The sequence below is a fragment of the Bacillus sp. FSL R5-0286 genome (genome assembly GCF_038593245.1).
In the GTDB taxonomy this organism is placed as follows: domain Bacteria; phylum Bacillota; class Bacilli; order Bacillales; family Bacillaceae; genus Bacillus; species Bacillus altitudinis.
In genome coordinates this window covers 712,579-739,084 of the sequence record NZ_CP151977.1, presented here as the reverse complement: position 1 = coordinate 739,084, position 26,506 = coordinate 712,579, and the positions used below count along the sequence as shown (strand labels likewise).

Genomic DNA, 26,506 nt, shown 5'->3' with positions numbered 1-26,506 from the left:
ATACACCTCTATTTTTGAAAGAATTCGCGATACCATTCAATTGTCTTTTCTAACCCTTCATCAATGGAGTAATCAGGCTTCCAATCAAGCAGCTTTCTCGCCTTTTCTGCTGATAAATATTGATGCTTAATCTCATGCGTTCCTTGATTCAAAATACGAGGTTTTAGTTCACTGCCCATCGCCTTTAAGATTTTATCAACGAGCTCAAGCACAGTCAGCTGAATTTCATTACTAAAGTTAAATGCTTCTCCTGCAAGCCCTTTTTCCTCCATTTTTTCAGCTAGCAGTAAATAAGCCTTGACCGCATCTTCAATATAGAAATAATCACGGATAAAGGTTCCGTCACTTCTAATTTCTGGCGCCTTTCCCTCTAACACCAGCTGGATGGTTTGCGGAATGATTCGGTTAAAATTCAAATCCCCGCCTCCATATAAATTACCGCAGCGCGTAATACAAACCGGAAGACCATATGTGTTGTAGTACGTGTGAGAAATTAAATCTGCACAGCTTTTTGACACATCATATGGGTGCTTGCCGTTAAGCGGCATGTCTTCATCATAAGGAAGCTGTTCTTGATCCCCGTATGCTTTATCACTCGATGCCACAATCACTCGTTTGATAAGCGGCTGCCTTCTGCATGCCTCCAGCACATTCCATGTTCCTAAAATATTGGCTTCAAATGTAGAAACTGGGTGACGATTTGCGACCCCAACAATCGCTTGGGCGGCCAAATGAAAGACTGTATCAATCTCATATTCTCCTAACGCACGTTCTATCGTTTGCATGTCCTCCAGTGCGCCTTGGACGACATTCATCTTTTCAAATTGACTGCCTTGATATAAGTTCGATCTTGGCACCTGATCACGTACAAGCCCTGTTACGTTTGCTCCTTGATCAATCAATTCCTTGACGAGGTAACTCCCTAACAATCCCGTACACCCGGTCACAAATACGTTTTTCCCATTCCAAAATCCGCTCATGCTGTCACCAAACCTTCCATGGTTGTTTTCCATCTGCCCACATGCCGTTGATTTCTTTCAAGTTTTTATACGTATCAATTGCTGTCCAAAATCCGTGGTGCTCATAGACTGCAAGTTCACCATCATTCGCCAGATTTTGAAGAGGCTCTGCTTCAAAGACGCATTGATCATCATCTGTTAAATAATCAAAAACCTTTGGAGACAACACAAAAAATCCTCCATTGATCATCCCGATACTGTCTGTCTTCTCAGAGAAGGATTGTGCCATCCCGTTATACACCTTCAGCGTGCCGTACTGTGATTTCTTTTCAATTCCTGTGACAGTGGCAGCTGCTCCAAGCTCTTGATGGCGCTTGAGCAAATGAAACATATTGATATTGGCAAGTCCGTCCCCGTACGTCATCATAAATGTCTCATCACCAATATAATCCTGTACCTGCTTTAACCGCCCGCCTGTCATCGTATTCTCACCCGTATCTAAAAAAGTGATTTTCCAGTTCTCCGAATTCCCTAAAAGCTTTATTTCCCCTGTCGACATATCCAGCTGCATGCTGTGATGCCGCCAGTCGTAGTTGAGAAAATACTCTTTGATTTTCTCTCCTTTATATCCAAGCAATAAGATAAACTCGTCTACACCGTAATACTGATAGATTTTCATAATATGCCATAGAATAGGCCGATCTCCGATCATAGCAAGTGGTTTAGGAAGCGCTTGTGTGACCTCACTCATTCTCGTTCCCTTTCCTCCGCAGAGAATGACTGCTTTCATCTTCTCCCCTCATCTCTCTATGAAAATTTTTGATTGAAAACCCTATCTTCATGCGGAAAATCAGTACATGTACCCTTATACTTTGTCCGACATCAGGTTTTGAATCTACTCTATTCATATGTTGGAATAAGAGAGGATGCCACCTAGCATTTAACTATTTTTACAAACAAAAAAGAGCGAGATTTGCATTCTCGCTCTTTCAAAGTTTAAATTGTATATTTTCAGGGTAGATGGTATGATAAACATGTGCATATACAGCACAAACAGCCTCTTTCGATAAAGAGACTACTAGATTGAATGAACTCAAGTGGCAGCTTGCTTCATTCTTAATATGAATCACGGAGGTGAATTCCCATGGCACAAAATGTACTTTGTGAAGTGAACTCTTGCCGTTTTTGGGCTGACAACAGCTGTACAGCTTCTACCATTAAAATTGGTAAAAGCACAATGACTGACGTGACTCGCAATGCTGAAACGGATTGCGAAACATTTGAAACAAAATAATACATGATTTTCTGAGATGAAGGAACTGGCAGGTTCCTTCTTTTCTTTTATCATTCTATCAAGAATGATAATTATTATCAAGCGTTTTTCACGAAACATTTCTCGGGAAATAATGACACGATATTTCTCCATTCGTTGACGATTTTCACTCCTTTTTCTATACTCAACATATCCAAAGAAGAAAAAGTGGTGAACAATCAGTGGATTTTACGATACGTTTTCTATCATTCTATGTGGTTGAAATAGAAGGCAAAGAGGAACAAGCAAATAAACGGTTTAAACATTACCAAACATTAAACCAAGAAGAATTTGAACAAAGTGAGCTGAAAGACTTTCTAGATGGTGAGCTTAAAAAAATCGTCAAACGAAAAGTGGACAGACACCCTAAGTCTGAGCAAGTACCGACTAAAATTGGCCGATTTATTGTCGAACCCGGGCATGAACTCGATTCAAATCCAAACTACAATTTATTTCATCAGACGAGATTTGCAGATACAAAAGAAGTATTTAACGAATGCAGTGAACAATTTGTTCGCACCTATTTAGATACAAGTGCTGTCAGAGGCGGCGTGTTTCTGGTTGCATCTGCGGTTCCTAAAAAATATTTCGATGACTCTTTTGTCTTTATCATGAAATGCGATTTTGAACAGAAAGTCGCTTCTATTGCTGATACATCTACCTTGATCAAAAAAGTAGAAATGGCGATTACAACAAAAAACATGAAATCGATTCAATACCCGTTTATGCCAGAAGAGGGCATGACAGAGGAAGCCGAAGTGAAAATTCACCAATCCTCACACGCTCGTTATTTTGAGGACTTTCTAAAATTCGTCGAATACGGGGAATCGATGCCTGAAATCATGAAATCACAGGTCATGAATATGGTGCAGGAACATGTATTTGAAACATTTCAGGATGAAAGTGAAGAATTAAAACAATTTGAAGAGGACCTTGAAATATGGGAAGCAAGTGAAAAACGGGAGATTCGGGAAACACTCGATACAGAACAGGTCACGCTAGCGGCTTCACACATTGTTGAACAAACGCCTGATATCACGATGAAGATGCGTCTAGGCGAAACAGAAATTAAAGGACTTTTAGCCGACTTCGGCCACTCGATTCATATTGCAAAGGTCAACAATCGATATGTCGTGCTCGTTGAAGCAGATCAAATTGTATTTGAAAAAGGAAGCACACCTGTTGAATTCCATAAACCCAATGGCTTGAAAGAGGTCGTCAGCCAACTCACGCAAAAAGCCTATGATTCAGACTTAGAATAAGAGAATATGACTGCCTCCTGCGATTAGCTGCATGAGGCAGTTTTTTATATAACGCTTTATTTCTTACACTGCACTAGAAGAAACATGCTGCCCGCTTTTTATCCACATGCTGACGAGCATTAAACTTATGATAAGCATCAGCCAAAAGACGCTGTTTGTTCCGAAAAACTCGATCAACGTATACCCACACAAAGGTCCTAAAGCAGCCCCCATATCTTGAACAAAAGAATAGCTGGCGAGAAAGCGGTTCTTATCTGTTTGAGCAGAAGCTTTTTGAAAGGCAAGTGTATCGGTGAACGTTGTGACAATTGTTGCCATCAGTTGCATCAAAAGCAGCATAAATACAAACCAGCCGCTTACCTTCAGCATGATCACAAGAAAACTGAGACCTCCAAATGAAAGAAACATCCAGCATAACATTCGTTCCTTCATCACAAGACGATCAAACCATTTGCCCGTTCTCGGTGCGAGAAATGGTTCCCATCCCCACCTGAGTGCTTGAATAACACCGCTTAAAGCCGAAGCTCCGATGACAAAGCCAAACAGAGTCAATTCATCTTGGTTAATCTTTGCTTCAATGACATGACTCAGCGTGGATGCGAATAAACCTTGGATGATCAGTGCGATCAGCATGCCTGTTATCAGTACTTTTACCACATCTCGTGTAAACCACTTCTGTTTGATGCCATGATACACCTGCGTGCCTTCTCTCTTTTCAATTTCATCCAACGATACATAAAAAATGCAGCCCATTAATGTGAGTAAGCCAAAGACAAGCGTCATGGACTGAAAACCGATCAAGCTGGCAAGGATTCCCCCAAATAACATGCCAAATAAACTGCCAAGCCGGTAAAGCCCATTATAAAGACCCGTCAAATGTCCTTGTGAGCCTTCGTCTATTTCAGCCAAGACCCTCATCCCACTCATACGGAGTAACGTCCAAGCGAGACCCCATGCACAGCGGCAAATCAATAGCAGCCAAAATCCACTCATACCATATAATATCGTGGTCACTGACGCGATCATAATTGCGATCAGTACACCGGTCTTCATTGGGATAAATCGATAAAGCCACCATACGACAGGTGCTAGCGGGATACGAATGAATCGGTTGATAGACAGCAGTAACCCCACCTCCCAAATGGATGATAAACCAATCTCTTTCCAATAGACCGGGAGAACGATATAGAGCATTGAATCCCCAATAAGGGCAAATGCTGTGATGAGCGCAATTGACACCACTTGCTTTTGACGACGATCCATTTTTTCTTCCCCCTTCGCTACCTTTACGATAAGGGATACCTTATAATAAATCTAATGAATGTTTTTGATTGAATCATCAAAATAATTGATAGGCGGTGCAAAGATGAATTTACATGCCCTCCGTATTTTTGCAAAGGTAGCCGAAACAAAAAGTGTCACACAAACGGCAGACGTGCTGTCTTTGACGCAGCCGGCTGTGACAGCACAATTACGAAGCATTGAACGAGAGATCGGCTTTCGTCTTTTCAAACGAAACGGCCGGGGGATTACACTGACAGAGATGGGAAAGATCCTGTATCCATATGCCCGGCAAGTATTCGAGGCGGAAAAAGAAGTAGAATATCAGATCACCCTTCTGCAAAACGGAAAAAAAGGAAGACTCAGAATTGCTTCTACCTACGTACCACTTAACTTTTTACTGCCTGATTGGCTTGCCTCTTTTAAAACATCATCGCCACAGACAGACATTGAATTAAAAAGCGGAAACTCCGCTCAAGTGATCGAAAGCCTGCTTCAATATCAATCAGATGTGGCGATCGCCGTAATAGAGGATCTGCACGACGAAAATCTTCACACCTCTCACTTAACTGATTTAAGTTATGACTTTATCGTGCCTGTGGATCACCCGTTAAATGGACAAACCGTCCCCCTAGAACGCCTAAGCCATGAACCCTTTTTAATGCGAGAAGAAGGCAGTTCGACGAGAGACAAGCTTTTTTCCCTTTTTACCGCTAAAGGAATTAAAAAACCGACCGTTGATTTACAATTCAGTGGTGTCCACGAAGCCATTCAAATGATCAAAGCTGGCTATGGCATCACCCTTGTTCCTCGTGACGCTGTTCAGCGAAGCTTAGAACGTGGAGAGATTGGGCGCGTGTATATCGAAGGAATTGACATTATCAGACCTGTTGTGGTCTGCAAACGGGCGAATGACCTTGAGGAAAATAGGACGGTGAATGCTTTTCTGCAAATGAAAGACATCGGACCCTTTATAGCACCTGACTCCAATTAAAAAAGTGCCTGCTTCAGCAACAGGCACTTTTTCTATTCGGATGGTTGAACTAGATCAAATGGGACCGCCTTTGAGGCTTTCACTAATTGTTCTGGTGTGATGAGTATTTCATTTCCCCATTCTCCTGCTCCAACGCCTAATATCTTTTCTTCTAATAGCGATGCTTCGATAATCGTGCGGAACCCTTCAGGCTGCCAACAAAATGGCGGGATGGAGCCAATGCGATAGCCTGTCACTTCAAGCACCGTGTCTGGTGAAGCCATTTTGATATTGCGAGAGCCTGCGGCTTTCTTTAGTTTCCCTGATTTGATGTGCTGGTCAGCACCAACCATCACAAGCAGCTGCTCCCCTTCCCCTGTTTCAAAGATCAATGTTTTGATCATTTGTCTTTCTCTAAAACCAAGAGCAGCCGCTACATTCGCTGCGCCCTTCTCTGTGTCGGCAGAAAATGTTTTGATGTCATACGGGATGCCATGCTTGTCCAAAAAGTCATGTGCTGGTAATTTTTTCAATGGATTGAACCCCTTTCCTTACAATGTCCTTTCATTTAGCTTATCACAATCCTCTCATCCTTAAGATGTATTTTTCAATGGAAAACCTCTGCACACTTCGCCAACATGCTATACTGAACTTGTTTTTGAAAAGGAGTCGGTTGGATATGGGAAATAAGTTTTGGTGTTATACAGGCAGTAAAAGCCTTCTCATGCTAAGTGATATTCTATTTTTGATGACAGTCACATTGGTTATTTATCAAGATACACAATCTGTCGCCTATGCGGCTGTATTTCCGCTCATAAGAACACTATGTCAGCTATTGGCTGGGCTCCTCTCTCCTGTTTTGACAGAACTCTTTCAAGCCAAGCGTCTATTGAAATGGGTCCCTCTTTTACGTATTGGAATGCTCGTCGTATTCACGACCCAATTTGATTTCTTTCAGCAGCACCTGATCTGGCTGTTTAGTGCGTTCGTTTTGATTTCCATCACAGGCGGGTTCATCAGCCCTTTATTACAGGCCATCATGCCGATGCTTGTGCCAGAAAATCAGCTTGTGAAAGCGAACAGTACAGCCTCCGTTTTTTATCAATCTGTTCAAATCGCCGGCTATTCGTTTACTGGAATGCTCGTCCTGTTGATTGGTCCATCTTATTTAATGTGGGCTTCCTGTTTCATGATTGTGTTGTCTTATCTATTGATCCTCCCTGTTTTTTCTCTACTCAAGCAAGAAGACACGGTTCAAAAAGAAAATAAGATGAACGGGTTCAAGGATGGCTGGAAAATCATTTGGACAAACAAAACGGTTCGCACCCTGACTTTCATGGATGTTAGTGAAAATATTGCAGGTGCTTTGTGGGTCGGACCGGTTACGCTTGCCTTTGTCACACTTGTTTTAAATGAAGGTGCGGAATGGTGGGGATATATCAATGCCGCATATTATATAGGTGCCATTATAGGCGGACTCATGGCTGCATGGCTAAGTCAGTTTATTCAAAAACAACTTCTCCTCTTTATGGCAGCGGGCTCTTTTATTTATGCAGTGCTGACGATCCTATTTTCGCTAAACAGCCTGCCATGGCTTGCATTGCTGCTTTGTATTTTAATGGGGCCTGCTTATCAAATTCGGGATGTTTCGCAGCAAACCATCCTCCAAACGGAAACGCCAGTCCATGAGTTATCAAAGGTGTATTCGGCTCAATACGTTCTCTCTTCTATGTCTGTCAGTTTATCTATTTTCTTTGTTGGATTAATTGCGGATACATTCGGAGCGAGATTTGTGTATTTGTTAGGCGGACTGTTTGTTCTCATCTGTTCCGGGATTGCCATCACCACTTTCATGATGCAGAAAAAAAGAGCGGCTGTTTAAGGCAGCGGCTCTTTTACTTTTCTTTTAACATCGCAAACATGTCACGCGCCATTGCTTCTAGGATATATACAACGGGTGTCTGTGTAGTAATGTTTGCTCTATGGACTCGTTCGTCTGTAACGTAATAAGCAATATTTAAGTCAGAAATACGAGAAATTGTACAGTGCTGATTGTTAGTAATACTAATGATCGTGCTGCCTTCTCTTTTAAGTTTCGAAATATGATCAATCGTAATACTGTTCTCTCCTGATACCGACAGCACAATGGTGACACTATTGTCTAAATACTGCATATTCATCGGGAAAAATGGATCATTGATGTAAAACGAAAATTTCTCCAGACTTGAAAAGTACCTTGCCCCATACTGCGCCAAAATACCAGAACTGCCCGTCCCAATAAACAGCACATTTTTTGCATCCGCAATGAGCTTCGCTGCCTCTTTAATCTTCTCCTCAAAATCTCCTTTAAGTGTCCGTTCGATAAATTCATACAAGAAATGCTGCGTGCTTTTCAAAGAAGGTGTTTGTTCTGCTTCTAAATACATTTTGAGCTTCACCTTAAACTCTGAAAAGCCTTCACAATTCACTTTTCGACAAAAGCGAAGGACAGATGAGGTCGATATATGTGCGGCATCTGCCAAATCACGAATTCTCATATAGACGACTTTTTCACTGTTTTCCATAATGTATCGGTATAAAGCGCTTTCTAGTTCATTAAAGCTGGAAATGACCTCACTTGAAAACATCTGACTTCCCCTTTCTCCAACAACATGACACAACACGTTTCTTTTATGTAACAAATCTCTAAATAGGGCACCCTTGCCTAAAGACGCTGAAACCGTTTACGCACAAGGTACTCTCACGATAAGCTATAGATGTACAAACAAATGATAAAAGATTGATTCACTCTATTATAACATTGTGCGTTACATTATTCGGAGGTGCAGAACATGGCAAAAGGATTAAAGGTTGTCACAATCGGCGGAGGATCAAGCTATACACCAGAACTTGTCGAAGGATTCATTAAACGGTACGAGGAATTTCCAATAAGCGAACTTTGGCTCGTCGATATCGAAGCAGGTAAAGAAAAGCTTGAGATCGTCGGAAATCTTGCAAAACGCATGGTGAAAAAAGCAGGGCTTCCAATAGAGGTTCATTTAACTTTAGATCGCCGGAAAGCACTGGTAGACGCTGATTTCGTCACAACACAATTCCGCGTCGGATTACTGGAAGCACGTATGAAGGATGAACGTATTCCTTTAAAATATGATGTCATTGGTCAAGAAACAAACGGTCCAGGCGGTCTATTCAAGGGCCTGCGCACCATCCCTGTCATTCTTGAGATTGTGAAAGATATTGAAGAATTATGCCCGGATGCTTGGCTTGTGAATTTCACAAATCCAGCTGGTATGGTCACAGAAGCCGTACTTCGCTATTCAAACCACCGCAAAGTCGTTGGACTATGTAACGTACCAATCGGCATTCGCATGGGCATCGCCAAAGGACTTGATGTTGACGCAAGCAGAGTCGAAGTCAGCTTTGCTGGATTAAACCATATGGTCTTTGGACTGAACGTGTTCTTAGATGGCAAAAGCATCATGGATCAAGTGATCGAAGACATGGCAGATCCAAACTCTACGATGTCGATGAACAACATTCACGCCATTCCGTGGGATGCTGATTTCTTAAAAGGGCTTGGCGTGATTCCTTGTCCGTACCACCGCTACTATTACAAAACAAGTGATATGTTGGCTGAAGAGAAAAAAGCAGCAGAAAATGAGGGAACTCGTGCAGAAGTCGTCCGTGCACTAGAAAATGACCTGTTCGAGCTTTACAAAGATCCTGATCTTGATATTAAGCCGCCACAGCTTGAAAAACGAGGCGGTGCTTACTACAGTGATGCAGCATGTAACTTGATCGCATCCATTTATAACGACAAGCATGACATTCAGCCTGTAAACACGATCAACAATGGCGCCATCAGTGACATTCCAAATGATTCTGCCGTTGAACTGAACTGTGTCATCACAAAAGACGGCCCAAAACCAATCGCTGTTGGTGAAATGCCGGTCGCTGTCAAAGGACTTATTTCTCAAATTAAATCCTTTGAACGTGTAGCCGCTGAAGCAGCCGTGACAGGCGACTACAACACAGCACTTGTCGCCATGACCATCAATCCGCTCGTCCCATCAGATGCCATTGCAAAAAGCATCCTAGATGAAATGCTAGAAGCACACAAAGAATATCTGCCACAGTTTTTCAATAAAGTCGAAGCATAAAAAGAAGCCGCACTTGTCAAAGTGCGGTTTTTCTTATTTCCCGGCAAACAACTGATCCATCTGAGCACGGTCATAGTCTAAGAGCCAGTGCTGTAAACCTTCATAAACTGGACACAGATGTTCTGGATCTGCCGCAATAAGATCACAGCCTCGATCATCATATAAGTGGAAAATCATCTGTTTTGAGAGATTGATGAGATAAATGTCATAACCAAGCTTTCCTTTCATGATTTGATTCGGTTTGTAGAAATCCTCTTGGCATATGGCTTGTAATAGCGGGCGCAATCGAATATCTTGCAACTGACACTTGAGTGTAAATCTCTCTATTTTCATTGTTTCTTCTTGTTTTGGTTGTATATAGGTCAAATGCTCGTGACGCAATCGGTGACGCACTTGTCGGTCGGCATATTTCTGATAAACTAGGAGCTTTTGCTTCGTTAATTCATGTTCATGCTGCGTATAGACATCCGTGACAAGTAGAATATCGTCTTCTGGATCAAAAGCATATCTGACAATTTTTAAAGCCCGATCGCCTGCTTTTTCTAATACAACCGCTTCTTCTCCTAATGACCAATCTGCCACTTCAAAGCGAAGACCAAAAGGCCACCTATAAAAAAGAGGCGGTGTGAGGACAAGATCAGGAAAATGACTTTTTAAAAAACGATTGGTTTGATCGCTCATCTCATGTCCTTCCATTGGTTTTATTTCTTATTTTACCGTTGAAACTGATGGAAATTCAATTGGAAATAAACTGTCATTTCTTATATGATAGAAAGAGATGGAGGTGTGACCAATTGAAAAAATGGTTTTTACAGGTGTTCCTCACCGCATTGATCACGATGTGGATACAGACTGGACTTGATCAGGCGAACATCATTCAAATCAACAATGTATGGGTCGATGTCAGCAGCTGGATCCTAATCTTCTTTGTCATCTACGCACTTTTTGAATGGACTGCTCACGTCTTAGCAAAACGGAAAATCGCTCATCGCTGAACATCTCTTTTTACAGAGATGTTTTTTGTTGAAACTCTTCCTGCACAAGTTCATGAATCACGCCCATTCCTGCCTGACTTCCAGCTGCTGCTGCAAGAACAAGCTGAGCAGGTCCGCCTAAATTATCACCACATGCAAAAATACCGCTGACGGTTGTACGCCCAAGAATATCTGTTTCAATGCCCCCATTTTCCGTCATTTGACAGCCTAGTTTTTCAGCAAAAGGGGTTGACTGCTTGAAATCACTTGCGACAAATCCGCCTTCTCTTATCACTATCTCTCCATTTATAAGCTGAAGAGAGCGTAGCTGACCATTGTCATGATGGATCGCTACAATTGGCACATCAATAACTTGAATAGAATGTGCTGATAGCAGTGCTTTCTCCTCTTCAGCTAACACTTGCTGTCCATTTGTAAACACAATCAAATCCTTTGTCCAATTGGAAAGAAGTTTCGCCATATGCAAAGCGCGCTGGTTCTCTGCAATCAGGGCAAGTGGCTTGTCCTTCAGCTCCCAGCCATCGCAGAAAGGACAGCTAAACAACGTCTTTCCATACACATCATGAATCCTGTTGATCTTTGGCAATATGTCCTGAAGTCCTGTGGCCAAAATGATTTTTTTCGCTTCGAATCTTTCTCCTTCTTGTGTCATTAACGCGAAGTTGTCCTCATGATTTTGTATCTCCACAATTCTGCTTCGTTTGATTTGGATATTAGGGTAGTTTTGAAGATCCGCTTCTCCTGCTTGTCTGATCTCAAACGGTGTCATTCCATCGTTTGTAATAAATCCATGTGATTCCTGAGTCACTCGATTTCTTGGCATCTCGTCATCGAATATCATGACCTGTTTTCTGCCCCGCCCCACAACAAGTGCTGCATTTAATCCGGCTGGTCCGCCTCCGATAATGGCACAATCTAATAACATGTCAATCTCTCCTTTTTATTCAAGATTTTAAAGACTCTTAATATCTATAATTGGTTCAAAAAAATCACATGATGAAAAATGGATTTTTTTCTGTCTGCTCTATTTGGCTTGCAATATCAACTAACCGCTTTTGACTTAACGTCTCCTGCATTTTCGTTTCAACATCCTGCATGACTTGTTCAATCAAACAGCCATCATGAGGCATGAAAGAATCATGTTCTAAAGAACAACGAAATAAATGGGTTTGTCCTTCTACCGCCTGAATGACGTCTAGAAACGAAATGTCCTCCTTCTTTTTCAGAATGGTGTAACCACCTTTTGCGCCAGGTGTTGATTCAATCAATCCTGCCTTCACAAGCTTTGTTAAAATTTTAGATAAATAGGTAGGTGAAAGATCTTGCATCTTGGCGAGAGGCTCAACGCCTATTGCTTTCCCCTTTGGTGCAAGGGATAAAAATACCATCGTATGCAGCGCATAGTTGGTCGCTTTAGAATATTTCATAGAAACATTCCTTTCTATCTATTGTAGACCTTTTATATCTGTAATTGATCATAAAAGATTCAAGAAGAAAAAGCAAGTATTGTGGATCTGCTTCTTTTTTCATTCCACATTTCGCATTTCCTTCCGATAATAGAAGTAAGCACGAATAAAAGCTTGATGAAGACTAGAAGGAGTGAAAAAAATGTCAGATCAACAGCACAATGCAGCACACGAAGAAGAAGAGGAATTTAACGTATACGACATGCTTCCACCCGCAGGAACAATCATTGGCGAAGCAACAGAAGAAGAAATGGAAGCTGCGGCAGCATTAGAAGTGAGACATTACGCCTTTATGCGTCTGCAAGACTCGTACATTCAATTTGATGGATCTTCTTATAAAGAATTGCTTAAAGACTTTCAAGAACTAGAATTTGATTCTGCAAAATTTTGGAGAGCCATCGCACGACGCCTGCAAGTCCCATACGAATGGCCAATCCGAATCGACCATGCAAACGGTCCTATTTATATTGGTGAAACAGAAGATAGCCGTGAGGTTGAGGAGAGTGCGGAGTAAAGGAATTGGTGACCCCCTTTTTGATAAGGGGGTCTATTTTAAAAATGATAGATACTTATTCCTCTAAATCAAATTCCAATGCGATTGATATATTAAAGGCAATGTGGGGCATTTCATCTATTTCTGATTGACTCAAATGCTTCGCAAAACGACGTGCATGCTCGACAACATCAGCATGCTGCTTAATCATTTCGTCATTCATTATAAAGATCGTATTGATTGCCCAGCCAGCAGTCGTTAACATTTCTTCGTTCTGAAGGCTATCCATATATGTTTCTACTTCAGAAAAAATCCACTTGATATCATCAATTTGTTCCACTTGGAAATTAGCGATTTTTGAAAGTTGCTCAGGGTCTTTGGTTAAAAAGATATCTTTCACTTCTTCTTTTGATAATGGTTTATTCTGTTTTTCATATTCAGCCAGCCATTCTTCATCTGACATTTCATCATCTTCACTATCCTCTGCGGTATAATGCCCCGCAATCAATTCATCAAACGAATCCGCTAATTTAAAATCCGTCTCATATTCTAGATCAAAGTAATGAACCGGCGGATGTTCCTTTGTTTCTCTATAATCCAAAGCGATCCACGTATGACCATCCCCACAAATCAGTACAAGCCCCTCAGGCAATTCCCATTCTTCTATTAAATAATCACTGTCCATAATACCTTCGCCTTTGGCAATTCCTCTTAAGTGATCAAATGACACATGATCCTCTGCCCATCCATTCGGCTGGTCTGTTGGAAAAGCATTATGTAGGGTATAACCGCCATTTTGTTCGAGGATAAGCTTCTTATATGTATCAGGCAAGGTGACGCCTAGTTTCTTTTCTGCTTTTGCAATGCCTTTTTCATTGATTTTCTTAAATGTCTCTTCACTTTCTCTGTCTGTGTCCCAAAATGGTTTCAAATAAAATACCTCCAATTGTTATTTCTATCTCATTTTACCATTTGGGAAAACTAGTTTAATAGTCCTGTTCATAAAAAAAAGAAGGGTTCCCCCTCCTCTTGTTGATCATGAATGTTCTTGATTTCTCGCTTCAAATTCATCTAGCATTGCACGCACTTCATCTGTTGATGATGTGTTCATTAATTGGTTTCTTAGGAAGCTTGCTCCTCTGAACCCTTTCACATAAATCTTAAAGAAACGATGAAGTGCCTTAAATGGACGCAAGCCTAATGAGGAATATTGATCATGAAGATCAAGATGCAATCTTAAAAGACCTAACAGTTCGTCACTCGTATGCTCTTTCGGCTCTTTTTCAAAGGCAAATGGGTTATGAAAAATCCCACGTCCAATCATCACTCCGTCCACTCCATACTGTTCAGCAAGCTTTAAGCCAGTTTGACGGTCAGGAATATCACCATTGATCGTCAAAAGCGTATCAGGTGCTACTTCATCACGAAGTTTTTTAATTTCAGGAATGAGCTCCCAGTGCGCATCTACCTGGCTCATTTCCTTTCTAGTACGAAGATGAATCGATAAATTCACAATGTCTTGCTCCAAAATGTGTCTGAGCCAACCACGCCATTCATCGACCTCAGTAAACCCTAGTCTTGTTTTCACACTAACAGGTAATCCCCCTGCTTTTGCCGCTTGAATCAGCTCTGCCGCAACGTCTGGGCGAAGAATCAATCCACTGCCCTTCCCGTTTTGCGTGACATTTGGGACAGGACAGCCCATATTAATATCAAGCCCCTGAAATCCTAACTCCGCCATTCCAATACTCATTTGTCTAAAGTTCTCAGGCTTGTCTCCCCAAATATGAGCAACAATCGGCTGCTCATCCTCTGTAAATGTTAAACGGCCTTTCACACTTTGAATGCCATCAGGGTGGCAGTAGCTCTCACTGTTCGTAAACTCTGTAAAAAACACATCAGGTCTCGCCGCCTCACTCACAACATGACGAAACACAACATCTGTCACTTCTTCCATTGGTGCTAATATAAAAAATGGCCGTGGTAAATCACGCCAGAAATTTTTACTCATCTTTCATCCAATTCCTCTCATGACATAGCGCCTTATGGGGCATGTCCTTCTGTAAATTCTTTCAGCAATTTTTATCATTATATACTTTAATATGAACTAGGCAAAATTGCAAAAAAGGACATTTCAAAACCAAATAAGGGGTAAAAATTAATTTTCGACCTATAATTACCGTTTTGTATTCAAGTAAAGGGCAGCCAAAATAAAAATATCCCGATATCGGTGTTATATCACGAAATCGGGATGTTCCAATACATTATGACTGTTGAATCACAAGACTAGCAACGCATTCAACATGACTCGTATGCGGAAACATATCCACCGGCTGCACTTCCTCCGTCACATACCCACCATCTTCAAGAATACGCAAATCACGAGCTAGCGTCCCAGGATTACAGGACACATACACAACACGGTTTGGTTTCATCTTTAAAATCGTATCAAGCAGTGCTTCATCACAGCCTTTTCTTGGTGGATCGACCACTAGCGTATCTGCTTTGATACCTTCTTTGTACCAGTTTGGGATAACAGTTTCTGCTTCACCGACTGCGAATTCAACGTTGTTAATCCCGTTTAAGGCAGCATTGCGTTTTGCATCTTCAATCGCTTCTGGCACAATTTCTACGCCATATACTCTGCCTGCTTTTTGTGCGAGAAATAAGGAAATCGTACCGATTCCGCAGTAGGCATCAATGACGGTTTCTTCGCCTTGCAGCTCCGCATATTCAAGGGCTTTGTCGTAAAGCATCTTTGTTTGAGCTGGATTCACTTGATAAAAGGAGCGGGCTGAAATGGCAAATTTGATGTCGCCAATCGTGTCATAAATGTATTCTTCGCCCCATAAAACGGTTGTTTCGTCTCCGAAAATGACATTTGTCTTCTTTGAATTCACGTTTTGTACAATTGACCGAACGTGTGGGAAGCGTGCTATAATCTGCTCAATCACTTGTTGCTTTTGCGGAAAATCAGCCGTTCTTGTGACAAACACAACCATCATTTCACCTGTTGCAATACCGTAGCGAACCATGACATGGCGAAGCCAGCCTTTATGACGTTCTTCGTTATATGCTTTGATACCGAACGCTTGGCATATTTCTTTGACAGCTTGAACGACTTCATCGTTTTCTGATTGCTGGATCAAACATTTTTCCATATCAATGATTTCATGGGTACGCTGCTGATAAAATCCTGCAACAAGTCCGCCTTCCCGTTCGCCAACTGGTACTTGTGCTTTGTTTCGGTAATTCCAAGGGTCTTCCATGCCGAGTACAGGATGAACTTTTACACGGCTCATATCAAGCTTGCCGATCCGCTCCAATACGTCCTTTACTTGTTTCTGTTTAAAAAGCAGCTGGCCTTCATAGCTCATGTGCTGAATTTGACAGCCTCCGCACTGCTTATAGATAGGACATGGCGCATCTTGCCTGTGCTGACTTTCCTTTGTCAGCTCCATGAGTCGTCCAAAAGCAAATCCTTTTTTGACACGTGTGACTTTGATTTTCCCTTGTTCCTCAGGAAGGGCATTCGGTACAAACACTGGGAAACCCTCAATTTTCGCTACACCTGCACCTTCGTGCGTTAAATCTTCGAAGGTTACATTGTAGTATTCATTCTTTTCAACAGGCGGTTTCATATTCACCAATTTTATCACCTCATTTGCAAAGAAAAACTTGGTCGCCATAAGGAACCAAGTTTAGTCTTCACCCTATTTTTTCAGCTGTTGCTTTTGGCACAATAAATTCAATATGGCGATACAGATTTTCAAATTCACCTGGCAGCATGCCGCCGTATTCACCATCTAAATTCAATTGCATTTTATCTTTTACATCTACCTTCACGCGATTCGCTTTTGCGTAGATGACATTGTTATCATGAATATGCTCGCCTCGAAGTGCAAGGCTGACCACTCGAATGGCTTCTGCTAGATTGACCTTCTTTAGAATGATCAGGTCAAACATCCCATCATCTAGAATGGAATCTGGTGCGAGCTTTTCAAAGCCGCCTACTGAGTTTGTTAGTGAAACAAGAAACAGCATGATTTCTCCATGAAACAATTTGCCGTCATATTCAATTTCGACTTCTGTCGGGCGAATGGAAGGAAGCATCTCCATGCCTTTCAAATAATACGCAAGTTGTCCTAGCATGGTTTTCAGCTTACTAGGCACTTCATAGGTCAGCTCTGTTAATCGGCCGCCTCCCGCAATATTAATGAAATACTGTCCATTCACTTTACCAATATCAAGCGGCTTTGCTACACCATCAATGATGGCATCTGTCGCTTTTAAAATATCTTCTCTTGGAATGCCAAGTGCTCTTGCGAAGTCATTGGTCGTTCCAACTGGAATGATTCCTAATTTTGGTCTTTTTTCAAGCGGTGCTAATCCATTGACGACTTCATTAATCGTGCCGTCTCCACCAGCTGCTACAATTAAATCAAAATCTCTCTGTGCGGCTTTTTCGGCAGCTTGTGTTGCATCTCCTGCACATGTCGTCGCATGACAAGATGTTTCATAACCAGCCTGTTCAAATTTTTGCAAAACCTGCGGTAAATTCTTCTTAAAGAGTTCACGTCCAGATGTCGGATTGTATATAATTCGAGCACGTTTCATTCATCATCATCCTATTATCATTATGCAATCTATTTTCACCACTAACAACCTTTAATTATACTATGAGATTTGAAAATGGCAACAGAACAACCCCCTAATATTTGAAATCTCACGGTACGTTTCCCTCAGCAGATCAGCATTCTGATAAGATAAAAGAAAACGATGAAAAGGATGGTATGCCATGAAAAAGCCTGTCTATTTCAACCATGACGGCGGTGTTGATGATCTCGTGTCCTTATTTCTACTTCTTCAAATGGAACACCTGAAAGTGATCGGGATGTCTGTGATTCCTGCTGATTGTTATTTAGAGCCTGCGCTGAGCGCCTCTCAGAAAATTATTGATCGATTTAGCCCATATGAGATTGAAATAGCCGCTTCCAATTCTAGAGGTGTCAATCCATTTCCAAAGGAATGGCGTATGCATGCTTTTTATGTAGATGCCCTGCCGATTTTAAATGAAAAAGGCGCTGTTGATACAAAAGTATCTAAGCTTCCTGCACATCTTCACCTGATTGAAACGGTGAAAAAGTCAACCGAACCTGTTACGCTGCTCTTTACAGGACCGCTCACAGACCTTGCACGCGCCTTAGAAGAAGATCCTTCCATCTCAAATAAAATTGAGAAACTGGTATGGATGGGCGGCACATTCCTTGAAAAAGGCAATGTCGAAGAACCTGAGCATGATGGAACAGCAGAATGGAATGCTTTTTGGGACCCTTATGCTGTGAGCACCGTATTTCAAGAGCGTTTTCCAATTGAAATGGTCGCACTGGAAAGCACGAATCAAGTCCCGCTCACACTCGATGTCCGTCAACGATGGGCTTCCCTTCGCTCTCACATCGGGATTGACTTTATTGGACAATGTTATGCCTTTTGTCCGCCTCTCATTCATCACGAAACGAACTCGACTTACTACTTATGGGATGTGCTGACAACGATCACTCTTGCATCCACCTCATTTACCCGTTCAAAAGAAATGAATGCAATTGTTTATACCGAAACACCAAGACAAGGACGTACTGAAGAACATCCAGATGGAAAATCGATTCAAGTCATTGACCACGTTGATCGGGATGTCTTTTTCGAGGCCTTTGAAGAGCTTATGAGAAAAGCGGTTTGTCAGATTTCATCATAAAAAAGCCCCGCTTATTAGCGGGGCTCAAATTGTTGACACAGGGCTAAAATGAACTTGATTTTAGCCCTGTGTCTTCTTTTCAGCGTGATAGAAAACCTTTGCAGTCTAGGAAGGACGAGTACCGGCGCGGAGCGAATTTGACATTCGTGAGCACCGGCACGCAGGACTGACAAAGAATGAGAGGGTTTGTCTACACGCTGAAGCCCCGCTCATGAGCGGGGCTTCCTCTTACTCTTCTTCAGCGTACTTTTTCTTACGTCTAAACTTGCTTAAGATTTCATACACGATTGGCACGATGACCAATGTGAGAAGTGTAGAACTTGTTAAACCGCCAATAACGGTGACGCCAAGTCCTTTTGATACGATCTGACTTCCGCCTTCAAAACCTAATGCGAGTGGCAGCAATGCACCAATTGTCGCAAGTGCCGTCATTAAGATTGGGCGTAATCTTGTTGTACCTGCTTCAAGTAAGGCTTCTCTTGTTGAAAGTCCTTCTTTTTCTTTATGAATCACTCGGTCAATCAAGACAATGGCATTTGTTACAACGATTCCGATCAGCATCAGCAATCCAATCATGGCATTTAAACTGATGGTTTCTTTCGCTACAAACAATCCAACGAGTGCACCAATAATCGTAAATGGAAGTGAGAACAGAATCGCAAATGGTGCAAGACCTCCGCCAAATGTAATGACGAGAACGAGGTATACAATAGCAATCGCTGCAAGCATTGCGAGTCCTAGCTGTGTAAAGGATTCCTCAATATCCGCACTTACACCGCCTGTATCAATCGTAACGCCAGATTTTAAATCAAGCTTGTCAACTTTCTTCTGGACATCTTGTGTCACACTTGATACGTCGTCTGTTGTCATGTCACCAGATACTTCAGCGTAAATCTTCCCATCACGCTTTGTCACAGTGTTTGCTGTTGTGCCATCTTTCACTTTCACCACATCGCCAATTCGGACTTGTTGTCCTGTTGGTGTTGTGATCTTTTTATTCTCTAGATCTTTTTTACTCTTGTATTCATCTTTTTCCGTTTGAAGCTTCACATCTAGTTCTTTGCCGTCCTCTGTTACTTTCGTCAACGTTGTTTCATTACTTTGAGGAGCGATCGCCTGTGCGATTTGTGAAGCGGTCAAGCCTAGTTTCGCCAGTTTTTCTTGATCTGCATTAAACGTATATTCGTCATACTTCTCAGATAAACTTGTGCTGACGTTTTTCAAGTTCTTCTCATCTTTTAAAATGTTCTCGACATCTTTGACTGTGCCTTCAATATCACTTGCTTTGTCACCGTACACATAGTACGTCACTGTATTGCTTGCGCCAGCAGATGAGAAGTCTTGTGATTTCCATTCCCCTTTAGACGTTTTGTCTTGAAGGGCTTTAACCACACGATCTTTTTCTTTATCAAAGTTCGGTGTGTCATCGTCGTATTGTACGAAGAATAATGCACCGTTAGAGTTTCCACCAACACTTGCTGTCAGTGCATTTGAAGAGCCTAATGAATATTGAACCGTATTGACATGATCACGTTTCATTAAGTAATCTTCTGCCTTTTTCGTTTCAGCAATGGCTTGTTCTCTCGTTTGTCCAGGCTCTGGCGTGTATGTCACCATTGCCGTTTTTTCTGCTTCCTGTGGTAAGAAACTGACACCGACAAGTGGTGCGAGGAATAAGCTTCCGACCAGCATCAAAATCGCAATTCCTGACGTGATCCATTTATGGTTCAATGTCCAATTGAGTACACGTCTATAACCACCAGCAAGTTTGCTTGGTTTGTGTTCTTTTACCTTTTTCGCTTTGCCGTACAGGTTCTTTTTAAATAGGCTATGAGCCATCATTGGAACGATTGTAATGGCGACAAGTAGTGAAGCCATTAGAGCAAACACAATGGTTAATGCAAATGGGATGAATAGTTCACCAATCATTCCACCCACTAGCGCTAATGGCAAGAATACCGCAATTGTGACAATCGTCGAAGACATAATCGGAATAAACATTTCTTTTGTGGCTTCTCTAACGAGTGCTTTTCCTTTTAACGGTTCATCTTTTAACGCCATTCGTCGATAGATGTTTTCTATGACGACAATCGAGTCATCGACAACACGTCCAATGGCGACTGTCATGGCACCAAGTGTCATGATATTTAATGTGATATCTAGCTGATTTAATAATAAAACAGCAATCAACAGGGATAACGGAATGGAGATGACCGAAATTAATGTTGATTTGATATCTCGAAGGAACAACATGATGATAATGATCGCAAAGATTGCTCCGATGATCGCCTTGTTCAGCATTGTGCTGACAGATTCTTTAATCGGCTCTGCTTGATCATATGTCGTGCTGACTTTGATTCCTTTATTGTCTTTTTTGAATGTTTCAAGTTCTTTTGTGACTGCTTCTGCTACACTCACTGTGTTGGCATCAGAGCCTTTGACAATTTGCAGACCGATACTATCTTTTCCGTTCGTTCTAGAAATCGATTCTGCATCTTTTACGACTTTAATATCTGCAATCTCAGAAAGTTTGATCGTCGGCAGCTCTACCGATTGACCGCTTGCTGCACCTGTACCAGTTTGCTGCTGAGCTGCTGCTGCCTGCTGCTGACTTGCACTTCCAGCCTGTTGATCATCACCTTGAGCTCCTGCATTTCCTGAGCCGCTAGAAGACGCCCCAGCTCCTGCGCTTCCCGCACCGCCGCTTGCACTTGGTGTAACAGGAATTCGCATGTTTTTCAAATCTTTAACACTTAAAATATTGCCATCCACTACGACTGATTTTTGCTTGTTGCCAAATGTGTATAACCCTAAAGGTACATTGACATCAGAGCCTTTGATCATGTTTTGGACAGTTTCTTCATCTAAACCATATTCCTTTAATTTCTTTTGTTTAAAAGAAAATTCTACTTCTTTGATTTGTTGTCCAGAAGCTTCGACAGAAGAGACACCATCTAAACCTTGAAGAGAAGGAATAAGGTCATTTTCCACTTTTTGTGTCAGGTCTTGTAATGATTCTTTATCACCGGAGACACTAAGAGCTAAGATTGGAATCGCATTGATGCTAAAACGTGCGATTTTTGGTTTTTCTGCATTTTCTGGAAAATTGATATTGCTAATGGCATCTTCAATTTCCTTCTTTGCTTCATCCATATCTTTATTGTAATCGTACTCGATTTGAATCGATGAGGCATTTTCAAAAGAATTAGAAGTGACCACATTCACCCCATTGAGATTTTGGATCGACTTCTCAATTGGATCTGTCACCTTATCTGATACTTCGTCCGGCGTTGCGCCAGGATACGTTGTAGAAACCGTAATGACTGGAGTGTTGATATTCGGGATTGATTCTTGTTTCATATTCAATCCGGCATATAGACCAGCAACTGTTACGATAATCGTCATGAGCCATACAGCGAACTTGTTCTTTAATACAAAATTGATGATCGAATTCATTATGTCCTCCATTTTCCTTTATGTATTGACTGACTGGTCATTCTATATCATAATAAACGGTGATATACAATGCCGTCAACCATTTCACTTGCGTTTGACGTAACATTCTAAAGCTGAAGGGGCCTTATTTCATGAACGAAAAAAAAGAAAAAATCATTAAAGCAAGCATTCAGTTGTTTGCGAAAAAAGGTTTTTCTTCTACGACCATTCAGGAAATTGCAGATGAATGCGGAATTTCTAAAGGTGCATTTTATTTGCATTTCAAATCAAAAGAACAGCTTTTCAACAGAGCGTTTGAATATTATATCGACACGTCTATGCAAAGTATTGAAAAGATTCGAAAAGAAAATCAACATCTTGCGCCTAGAGATATCTTTCAGAAACAAATCGCTGAACAGTTCCAGCACTTTGCTGAGAACAAGGATTTTATCATTTTGATCCTCAGCGAGAACATTATTCCGGAAAACCAGCAAATTAAAAAGTATTCAAAAACGGTTAAAAAACAGATGAATGATGAAATCCAAATTTCTATTTTGACCACGTATGGACAGGAGATCGAACCATATATAACTGACCTGTCAGTCATGATTCAAGGAATCATCCAATCTTATGTGCAAGTACTGCTTTTGCAAGATCAGATGCAATTATCATGTGATGAGCTCTCATCCTTTATTCTCGACCGATTTGATGATTTGGTACATGGGCTTCTTCGTTCTCATGCGAAGCCGATTCTGAAGCAAAACATTTGGGATGATGAAGCGCCAAATGCCGCTACTCTTCAAGAAGAGCTTCGATTGTTAAAATCTGAGCATCTGCTTTCGGATGATACCCTTGTATCCATTGAAGTTATTGAAGAAGAATTGGCCAAAGATGAGCCTCGCAAGCCGGTCATTCAAGGGATGCTGACAAATTTAGAAACGTGTGAGGACTCCGCTGTCCAAAGAGCTGTGGAACAATTGAAGCTATTCCTCCAATGACAATACGTGGCGATGTTCACTTTAGTTCACCTTTATCCCCTTCGAATATGTGCTAAAGCTTATGCTTCATTATAAAAAAAGAACCAATGAATTGATATACGGCGGTGGTCTGAATCTGTGATAAGACCCTGTCATATCCATCAACAAAAAACCGCCTCTTCCAATGAGGCGGTTTTTGCGATTTAGCGTTTTTTGATTTCTTCGAGAAGAATCTTGTTGACCATCGGTGGGTTTGCTTGTCCCTTCGATGCTTTCATGATTTGTCCGACTAAGAAACCAATTGCACGGTCTTTTCCATTTTTGAAGTCTTCAATGGATTGCGGGTTGTTATCAAGAGCTTCTGTGACAAGTTTGAGCAGTGCACCTTCGTCAGAAATTTGGACAAGTCCTTTTTCTTTGACGATTGTTTCTGCGTCGCCCCCATTTTCGATAAGTTCTTTGAATACCTTTTTGGCAATCTTAGAAGAAATCGTTCCTTTTTCGATAAGCTTGATCATGCCAGCCAGTCCTTGCGGCGTTAGCTTCGTATCTTCCAGCTCTTTTTGAGCCGAGTTCAAGTAGGCAGATACTTCACCCATGAGCCAGTTTGATGCTTGCTTCGCTTCAGCACCTTCTGAAATGGTCGCTTCAAAGAAATCAGACATTTCTTTTGTCAGCGTCAGTACCATTGCGTCATATGCAGGAAGTCCAAGTTCATCAATGTAGCGTTTGCGGCGCTCGTCTGGAAGCTCTGGAATGGATGCTCTTACGCGTTCTTTCCACTCGTCATCAATGTATAGCTCCACCAAATCTGGTTCTGGGAAGTAGCGGTAATCATCAGAGCCTTCTTTGACACGCATGAGGATCGTCTTTTTAGACGCTTCGTCATAGCGGCGAGTTTCTTGTTCGATCAATCCGCCAGAAAGCAATACTTGCTCTTGGCGTTTTTCTTCGAACTCAAGACCTTTTTGGACGAATGCGAATGAGTTTAAGTTCTTCAGCTCTGTTTTCGTTCCAAACTCTTCACGGCCGATCGGACGAAGAGAAATGTTCGCATCACAGCGCAGTGAGCCTTCTTCCATCTTACAGTCAGAGACGCCTGTATATTGAATAATAGATTTTAATTTTTCTAAGTAAGCATACGCTTCTTCTGGCGTACGAATGTCTGGCTCAGATACGATTTCAACAAGCGGTGTTCCTTGACGGTTGAAATCGACGAGTGAATAACCGTCGCCTGTGTGCGTCAGTTTTCCTGCATCCTCTTCCAAATGAAGACGTGTAATACCAATTCGTTTTGTTTTGCCGTCTACTTCAATTTCAATCCAGCCGTTTTCACCGATCGGTTTATCAAATTGAGAAATTTGATACGCCTTTGGGTTATCAGGATAGAAATAGTTTTTACGGTCAAATTTTGTATCAGTTGCAATCTCACAGTTCAGTGCCATTGCTGCTTTCATCGCAAAGTTCACCGCTTCTTTGTTCAGCACAGGCAGTACGCCAGGATAACCAAGATCGATGACACTTGTTTGCGTATTGGCAGCCGCACCAAAAGGCGTCGGTGAGCTTGAGAAAATTTTTGATTGTGTTTTGAGCTCTACGTGGACTTCAAGTCCAATTACCGTTTCAAAGTTCATTCTGATTCACCCCTTACAGTTCAGGTTTTGCTTTATGATGATCTGTTGCTTGTTCGAAAGCGTGAGCCACGCGGTAAACGGTTCCTTCATCAAAGTGTTTACCGATGATTTGCAGTCCTAACGGAAGACCATTTGCAAATCCACAAGGCACACTGATTCCTGGTACGCCTGCAAGGTTAACAGGGATCGTTAAAATGTCGTTTGCATACATCGTGAGTGGATCGCTTGTCTTTTCACCAATGTTAAATGCCGGAGTTGGTGTTGTTGGTCCTACAATGACATCATACTTTTCGAAAACATCTTCAAAGTCTTTTTTGATCAGCGTACGGACTTTTTGCGCTTTTTTATAGTATGCATCGTAATATCCTGAGCTTAGAGCGAATGTGCCAAGCATGATGCGGCGTTTCACTTCGTCTCCAAAGCCTTCAGAACGGGTATTTTTATATAAATCAATCAGGTTGTCTGCATTGTCTGTACGGTAGCCATAGCGAATACCGTCAAAACGCGCAAGGTTTGCAGATGCTTCTGAAGATGACAGTAAGTAGTACGTCGCAAGCGCATATTTAGAATGCGGAAGAGACACTTCTTCCCATGTCGCACCAAGTCCTTCTAATACTTTCAACGCTTGAAGAACAGACTCTTTTGCTTCTTCGCCAACACCTTCACCAAGATATTCTTTTGGTACAGCGATTTTCAAGCCTTTGATGTCGCCAGTTAATGAAGAAAGAAAGTCTGGGACATCGACATTTGCACTCGTTGCGTCCATTTGATCAACACCAGAAATCGCTTGAAGAACATATGCATTGTCCTCAACATTACGCGTAATCGGCCCAATTTGATCTAATGATGAAGCAAATGCGATTAAACCGTATCTAGATACACGGCCATACGTTGGTTTAAGACCCACAACACCACAGAATGATGCCGGCTGGCGAATGGAGCCGCCTGTATCCGATCCAAGAGAGAATGGTACTTCTCCAGCTGCAACAGATGCTGCTGAGCCACCACTTGATCCACCTGGAACTGTATTTAAATTCCACGGGTTTTTCGTTGCTTTGAAGCCTGAGTTCTCCGTAGAAGATCCCATCGCAAATTCGTCCATGTTTAATTTACCGATTGTGACAGCTTCCGCTTCTCTTAAGCGGTTCACAACAGTTGCATCGTAAATAGGATCGAAGTTTTGCAAGATTTTACTTGATGCCGTTGTACGTAAATCTTTCGTCACGATGTTATCTTTGACACCGATCGGCATACCGAACAATAGACCAAGCTCGTCCTTTTCACCAACGGCCTCGTCTAATTCCTTTGCGTACGCACGTGCTTTCTCTTCGTCCAGCGCTAGGAATGCTTGTACTTTCCCGTCTACTTCATGGATTCGTTTATAAGACTCGTCCACTAAATCAGAAACAGACAGTTCCTTTTTATGTAAAAGCTCTTTTAATTCAGAAATTTTGTGGTCAAACAGTGACATGCCTCAGGCCTCCTTTAGTCCAAAATTGATGGCACACGAATATAGCCGTCTTTATGATCAGGCGCGTTTTTGATGACTGCCTCAATGGAAAGACCTTTATTCGGAACATCTTCTCTCATGACGTTTTTCATTTTTAATACGTGTGTTGTTGGTTCAACGTTTTCCGTATCTACCTCGTTTAACTGCTCTGCAAATGAAATGATGCTATCAAGCTGTTCTGTAAACATCTCAGCTTCTTCTTCTGTAATCGCAAGCCGTGCCAAATGCGCAACATGCTTTACTTCTTCTATTGAAATTCTTGACATGCAGGTTCACCTCCAAAAATGATACGTGTTC

Annotated in this window: 25 protein-coding genes; 9 read left to right on the top strand and 16 right to left on the bottom strand. The window is 41.7% G+C overall.

The genetic code is table 11. The features are described from left to right. Positions 1-8 precede the first annotated feature (8 nt). Both NST24_RS03660 and rfbF read right to left on the bottom strand, forming a co-directional pair. A complete protein-coding gene (locus NST24_RS03660; protein WP_025092661.1) occupies positions 9-980 on the bottom strand; it encodes a GDP-mannose 4,6-dehydratase in 972 nt (323 codons plus the stop codon). A gap of 4 nt (positions 981-984) precedes the next feature. Then, positions 985-1,749, bottom strand: a complete 765-nt coding sequence (rfbF, locus tag NST24_RS03655) for a glucose-1-phosphate cytidylyltransferase (protein ID WP_096881107.1) — start codon at positions 1,747-1,749, stop codon at positions 985-987. Between the two features lie 354 nt (positions 1,750-2,103). Between rfbF and NST24_RS03650 the strand changes: the two genes are divergently transcribed. Both NST24_RS03650 and NST24_RS03645 read left to right on the top strand, forming a co-directional pair. Beyond that, positions 2,104-2,253 (top strand): DUF1540 domain-containing protein, encoded by a 150-nt coding sequence (locus NST24_RS03650; RefSeq protein WP_008344201.1) that lies wholly within the window; start codon positions 2,104-2,106, stop codon positions 2,251-2,253. 200 nt (positions 2,254-2,453) lie between these two features. Continuing rightward, positions 2,454-3,533 (top strand): DUF3900 domain-containing protein, encoded by a 1,080-nt coding sequence (locus NST24_RS03645; protein WP_039168562.1) that lies wholly within the window; start codon positions 2,454-2,456, stop codon positions 3,531-3,533. Positions 3,534-3,596: 63 nt separating this feature from the next. On the opposite strand, the gene NST24_RS03640 is transcribed toward NST24_RS03645, so the two are convergent. Then, entirely contained in the window at positions 3,597-4,796 is a 1,200-nt protein-coding gene (locus NST24_RS03640) for an MFS transporter (RefSeq protein WP_268418094.1), read from the bottom strand. 103 nt (positions 4,797-4,899) lie between these two features. On the opposite strand from NST24_RS03640, the gene NST24_RS03635 reads away from it, so the two are divergent. After that, the gene (locus NST24_RS03635; RefSeq protein WP_024718609.1) at positions 4,900-5,808 is read left to right on the top strand and encodes a LysR family transcriptional regulator; all 909 of its coding nucleotides are present in this window, start codon (positions 4,900-4,902) and stop codon (positions 5,806-5,808) included. 32 nt (positions 5,809-5,840) lie between these two features. On the opposite strand, the gene NST24_RS03630 is transcribed toward NST24_RS03635, so the two are convergent. After that, positions 5,841-6,320, bottom strand: a complete 480-nt coding sequence (locus NST24_RS03630; RefSeq protein ID WP_024718610.1) for a YbaK/EbsC family protein — start codon at positions 6,318-6,320, stop codon at positions 5,841-5,843. A gap of 146 nt (positions 6,321-6,466) precedes the next feature. Between NST24_RS03630 and NST24_RS03625 the strand changes: the two genes are divergently transcribed. Further along, on the top strand, positions 6,467-7,669 hold the full coding sequence (locus NST24_RS03625) for an MFS transporter (RefSeq protein WP_342462339.1): 1,203 nt from the start codon (positions 6,467-6,469) through the stop codon (positions 7,667-7,669). 13 nt (positions 7,670-7,682) lie between these two features. Here the strand turns inward: NST24_RS03625 and NST24_RS03620 are convergent, their stop codons facing one another. Then, on the bottom strand, positions 7,683-8,414 hold the full coding sequence (locus NST24_RS03620; RefSeq protein ID WP_017366780.1) for a MurR/RpiR family transcriptional regulator: 732 nt from the start codon (positions 8,412-8,414) through the stop codon (positions 7,683-7,685). Between the two features lie 204 nt (positions 8,415-8,618). On the opposite strand from NST24_RS03620, the gene NST24_RS03615 reads away from it, so the two are divergent. After that, a complete protein-coding gene (locus NST24_RS03615; protein WP_056408143.1) occupies positions 8,619-9,947 on the top strand; it encodes a 6-phospho-beta-glucosidase in 1,329 nt (442 codons plus the stop codon). Between the two features lie 33 nt (positions 9,948-9,980). Here NST24_RS03615 and NST24_RS03610 read toward each other — a convergent pair whose 3' ends face one another. After that, positions 9,981-10,628 (bottom strand): DUF3885 domain-containing protein, encoded by a 648-nt coding sequence (locus NST24_RS03610; RefSeq protein ID WP_342462338.1) that lies wholly within the window; start codon positions 10,626-10,628, stop codon positions 9,981-9,983. Positions 10,629-10,741: 113 nt separating this feature from the next. On the opposite strand from NST24_RS03610, the gene NST24_RS03605 reads away from it, so the two are divergent. After that, positions 10,742-10,942, top strand: a complete 201-nt coding sequence (locus NST24_RS03605) for a hypothetical protein (RefSeq protein WP_045034441.1) — start codon at positions 10,742-10,744, stop codon at positions 10,940-10,942. A gap of 10 nt (positions 10,943-10,952) precedes the next feature. On the opposite strand, the gene NST24_RS03600 is transcribed toward NST24_RS03605, so the two are convergent. Beyond that, positions 10,953-11,867 (bottom strand): NAD(P)/FAD-dependent oxidoreductase, encoded by a 915-nt coding sequence (locus tag NST24_RS03600; protein WP_342462337.1) that lies wholly within the window; start codon positions 11,865-11,867, stop codon positions 10,953-10,955. Positions 11,868-11,931: 64 nt separating this feature from the next. Further along, positions 11,932-12,369, bottom strand: coding sequence for an Rrf2 family transcriptional regulator (locus NST24_RS03595; RefSeq protein WP_342462336.1), 438 nt, complete (start codon positions 12,367-12,369; stop codon positions 11,932-11,934). A gap of 181 nt (positions 12,370-12,550) precedes the next feature. Here NST24_RS03595 and NST24_RS03590 point away from each other — a divergent pair, with 181 nt between their 5' ends. Further along, on the top strand, positions 12,551-12,922 hold the full coding sequence (locus NST24_RS03590; RefSeq protein ID WP_024718616.1) for a hypothetical protein: 372 nt from the start codon (positions 12,551-12,553) through the stop codon (positions 12,920-12,922). A gap of 55 nt (positions 12,923-12,977) precedes the next feature. On the opposite strand, the gene NST24_RS03585 is transcribed toward NST24_RS03590, so the two are convergent. The 4 genes from NST24_RS03585 to NST24_RS03570 all read right to left on the bottom strand — a co-directional run bounded on the left by NST24_RS03585 (position 12,978) and on the right by NST24_RS03570 (position 17,518). After that, complete coding sequence (locus NST24_RS03585) at positions 12,978-13,832, bottom strand: SMI1/KNR4 family protein (protein WP_342462335.1); 855 nt, start codon at positions 13,830-13,832, stop codon at positions 12,978-12,980. Positions 13,833-13,937: 105 nt separating this feature from the next. Continuing rightward, positions 13,938-14,912, bottom strand: a complete 975-nt coding sequence (locus NST24_RS03580; RefSeq protein ID WP_286108770.1) for a tRNA-dihydrouridine synthase — start codon at positions 14,910-14,912, stop codon at positions 13,938-13,940. Positions 14,913-15,165: 253 nt separating this feature from the next. Continuing rightward, positions 15,166-16,548: a 23S rRNA (uracil(1939)-C(5))-methyltransferase RlmD gene (gene rlmD, locus NST24_RS03575; RefSeq protein ID WP_342462334.1), complete on the bottom strand. Its 1,383-nt coding sequence runs from the start codon at positions 16,546-16,548 to the stop codon at positions 15,166-15,168. Between the two features lie 61 nt (positions 16,549-16,609). Beyond that, on the bottom strand, positions 16,610-17,518 hold the full coding sequence (locus NST24_RS03570; protein ID WP_007496845.1) for a diacylglycerol kinase: 909 nt from the start codon (positions 17,516-17,518) through the stop codon (positions 16,610-16,612). A gap of 181 nt (positions 17,519-17,699) precedes the next feature. On the opposite strand from NST24_RS03570, the gene NST24_RS03565 reads away from it, so the two are divergent. Beyond that, positions 17,700-18,653: a nucleoside hydrolase gene (locus tag NST24_RS03565; protein WP_342462333.1), complete on the top strand. Its 954-nt coding sequence runs from the start codon at positions 17,700-17,702 to the stop codon at positions 18,651-18,653. Positions 18,654-18,881: 228 nt separating this feature from the next. Here NST24_RS03565 and NST24_RS03560 read toward each other — a convergent pair whose 3' ends face one another. After that, positions 18,882-22,109 (bottom strand): efflux RND transporter permease subunit, encoded by a 3,228-nt coding sequence (locus NST24_RS03560; protein WP_342462332.1) that lies wholly within the window; start codon positions 22,107-22,109, stop codon positions 18,882-18,884. Positions 22,110-22,240: 131 nt separating this feature from the next. Here NST24_RS03560 and NST24_RS03555 point away from each other — a divergent pair, with 131 nt between their 5' ends. Continuing rightward, on the top strand, positions 22,241-23,086 hold the full coding sequence (locus NST24_RS03555) for a TetR/AcrR family transcriptional regulator (RefSeq protein ID WP_017359798.1): 846 nt from the start codon (positions 22,241-22,243) through the stop codon (positions 23,084-23,086). 182 nt (positions 23,087-23,268) lie between these two features. Here NST24_RS03555 and gatB read toward each other — a convergent pair whose 3' ends face one another. The 3 genes from gatB to gatC are packed head-to-tail and all read right to left on the bottom strand — an operon-like array spanning position 23,269 to position 26,475. Further along, entirely contained in the window at positions 23,269-24,699 is a 1,431-nt protein-coding gene (gatB, locus tag NST24_RS03550; protein WP_007496855.1) for an Asp-tRNA(Asn)/Glu-tRNA(Gln) amidotransferase subunit GatB, read from the bottom strand. A 13-nt stretch (positions 24,700-24,712) separates the two neighbouring features. Next, on the bottom strand, positions 24,713-26,170 hold the full coding sequence (gene gatA, locus NST24_RS03545) for an Asp-tRNA(Asn)/Glu-tRNA(Gln) amidotransferase subunit GatA (RefSeq protein ID WP_007496857.1): 1,458 nt from the start codon (positions 26,168-26,170) through the stop codon (positions 24,713-24,715). Between the two features lie 14 nt (positions 26,171-26,184). Continuing rightward, on the bottom strand, positions 26,185-26,475 hold the full coding sequence (gene gatC, locus NST24_RS03540; RefSeq protein ID WP_003213898.1) for an Asp-tRNA(Asn)/Glu-tRNA(Gln) amidotransferase subunit GatC: 291 nt from the start codon (positions 26,473-26,475) through the stop codon (positions 26,185-26,187). Between the last annotated feature and the right edge of the window lie 31 nt (positions 26,476-26,506).

Bases quoted from the DNA above. Each gene is read 5' to 3' on its own strand.
- NST24_RS03625 (WP_342462339.1), top strand. From the start codon at position 6,467: ATGGGAAATAAGTTTTGGTGTTATACAGGCAGTAAAAGCCTTCTCATG.
- NST24_RS03615 (WP_056408143.1), top strand. From the start codon at position 8,619: ATGGCAAAAGGATTAAAGGTTGTCACAATCGGCGGAGGATCAAGCTAT.
- NST24_RS03660 (WP_025092661.1), bottom strand. From the start codon at position 980: ATGAGCGGATTTTGGAATGGGAAAAACGTATTTGTGACCGGGTGTACG.
- gatB (WP_007496855.1), bottom strand. From the start codon at position 24,699: ATGAACTTTGAAACGGTAATTGGACTTGAAGTCCACGTAGAGCTCAAA.
- NST24_RS03565 (WP_342462333.1), top strand. From the start codon at position 17,700: ATGAAAAAGCCTGTCTATTTCAACCATGACGGCGGTGTTGATGATCTC.
- gatA (WP_007496857.1), bottom strand. From the start codon at position 26,170: ATGTCACTGTTTGACCACAAAATTTCTGAATTAAAAGAGCTTTTACAT.
- NST24_RS03650 (WP_008344201.1), top strand. From the start codon at position 2,104: ATGGCACAAAATGTACTTTGTGAAGTGAACTCTTGCCGTTTTTGGGCT.
- NST24_RS03580 (WP_286108770.1), bottom strand. From the start codon at position 14,912: ATGAGTAAAAATTTCTGGCGTGATTTACCACGGCCATTTTTTATATTA.
- NST24_RS03555 (WP_017359798.1), top strand. From the start codon at position 22,241: ATGAACGAAAAAAAAGAAAAAATCATTAAAGCAAGCATTCAGTTGTTT.
- NST24_RS03620 (WP_017366780.1), bottom strand. From the start codon at position 8,414: ATGTTTTCAAGTGAGGTCATTTCCAGCTTTAATGAACTAGAAAGCGCT.
- NST24_RS03570 (WP_007496845.1), bottom strand. From the start codon at position 17,518: ATGAAACGTGCTCGAATTATATACAATCCGACATCTGGACGTGAACTC.
- gatC (WP_003213898.1), bottom strand. From the start codon at position 26,475: ATGTCAAGAATTTCAATAGAAGAAGTAAAGCATGTTGCGCATTTGGCA.
- rfbF (WP_096881107.1), bottom strand. From the start codon at position 1,749: ATGAAAGCAGTCATTCTCTGCGGAGGAAAGGGAACGAGAATGAGTGAG.
- NST24_RS03635 (WP_024718609.1), top strand. From the start codon at position 4,900: ATGAATTTACATGCCCTCCGTATTTTTGCAAAGGTAGCCGAAACAAAA.
- NST24_RS03595 (WP_342462336.1), bottom strand. From the start codon at position 12,369: ATGAAATATTCTAAAGCGACCAACTATGCGCTGCATACGATGGTATTT.
- NST24_RS03640 (WP_268418094.1), bottom strand. From the start codon at position 4,796: ATGGATCGTCGTCAAAAGCAAGTGGTGTCAATTGCGCTCATCACAGCA.
- NST24_RS03610 (WP_342462338.1), bottom strand. From the start codon at position 10,628: ATGAGCGATCAAACCAATCGTTTTTTAAAAAGTCATTTTCCTGATCTT.
- NST24_RS03590 (WP_024718616.1), top strand. From the start codon at position 12,551: ATGTCAGATCAACAGCACAATGCAGCACACGAAGAAGAAGAGGAATTT.
- NST24_RS03600 (WP_342462337.1), bottom strand. From the start codon at position 11,867: ATGTTATTAGATTGTGCCATTATCGGAGGCGGACCAGCCGGATTAAAT.
- NST24_RS03560 (WP_342462332.1), bottom strand. From the start codon at position 22,109: ATGAATTCGATCATCAATTTTGTATTAAAGAACAAGTTCGCTGTATGG.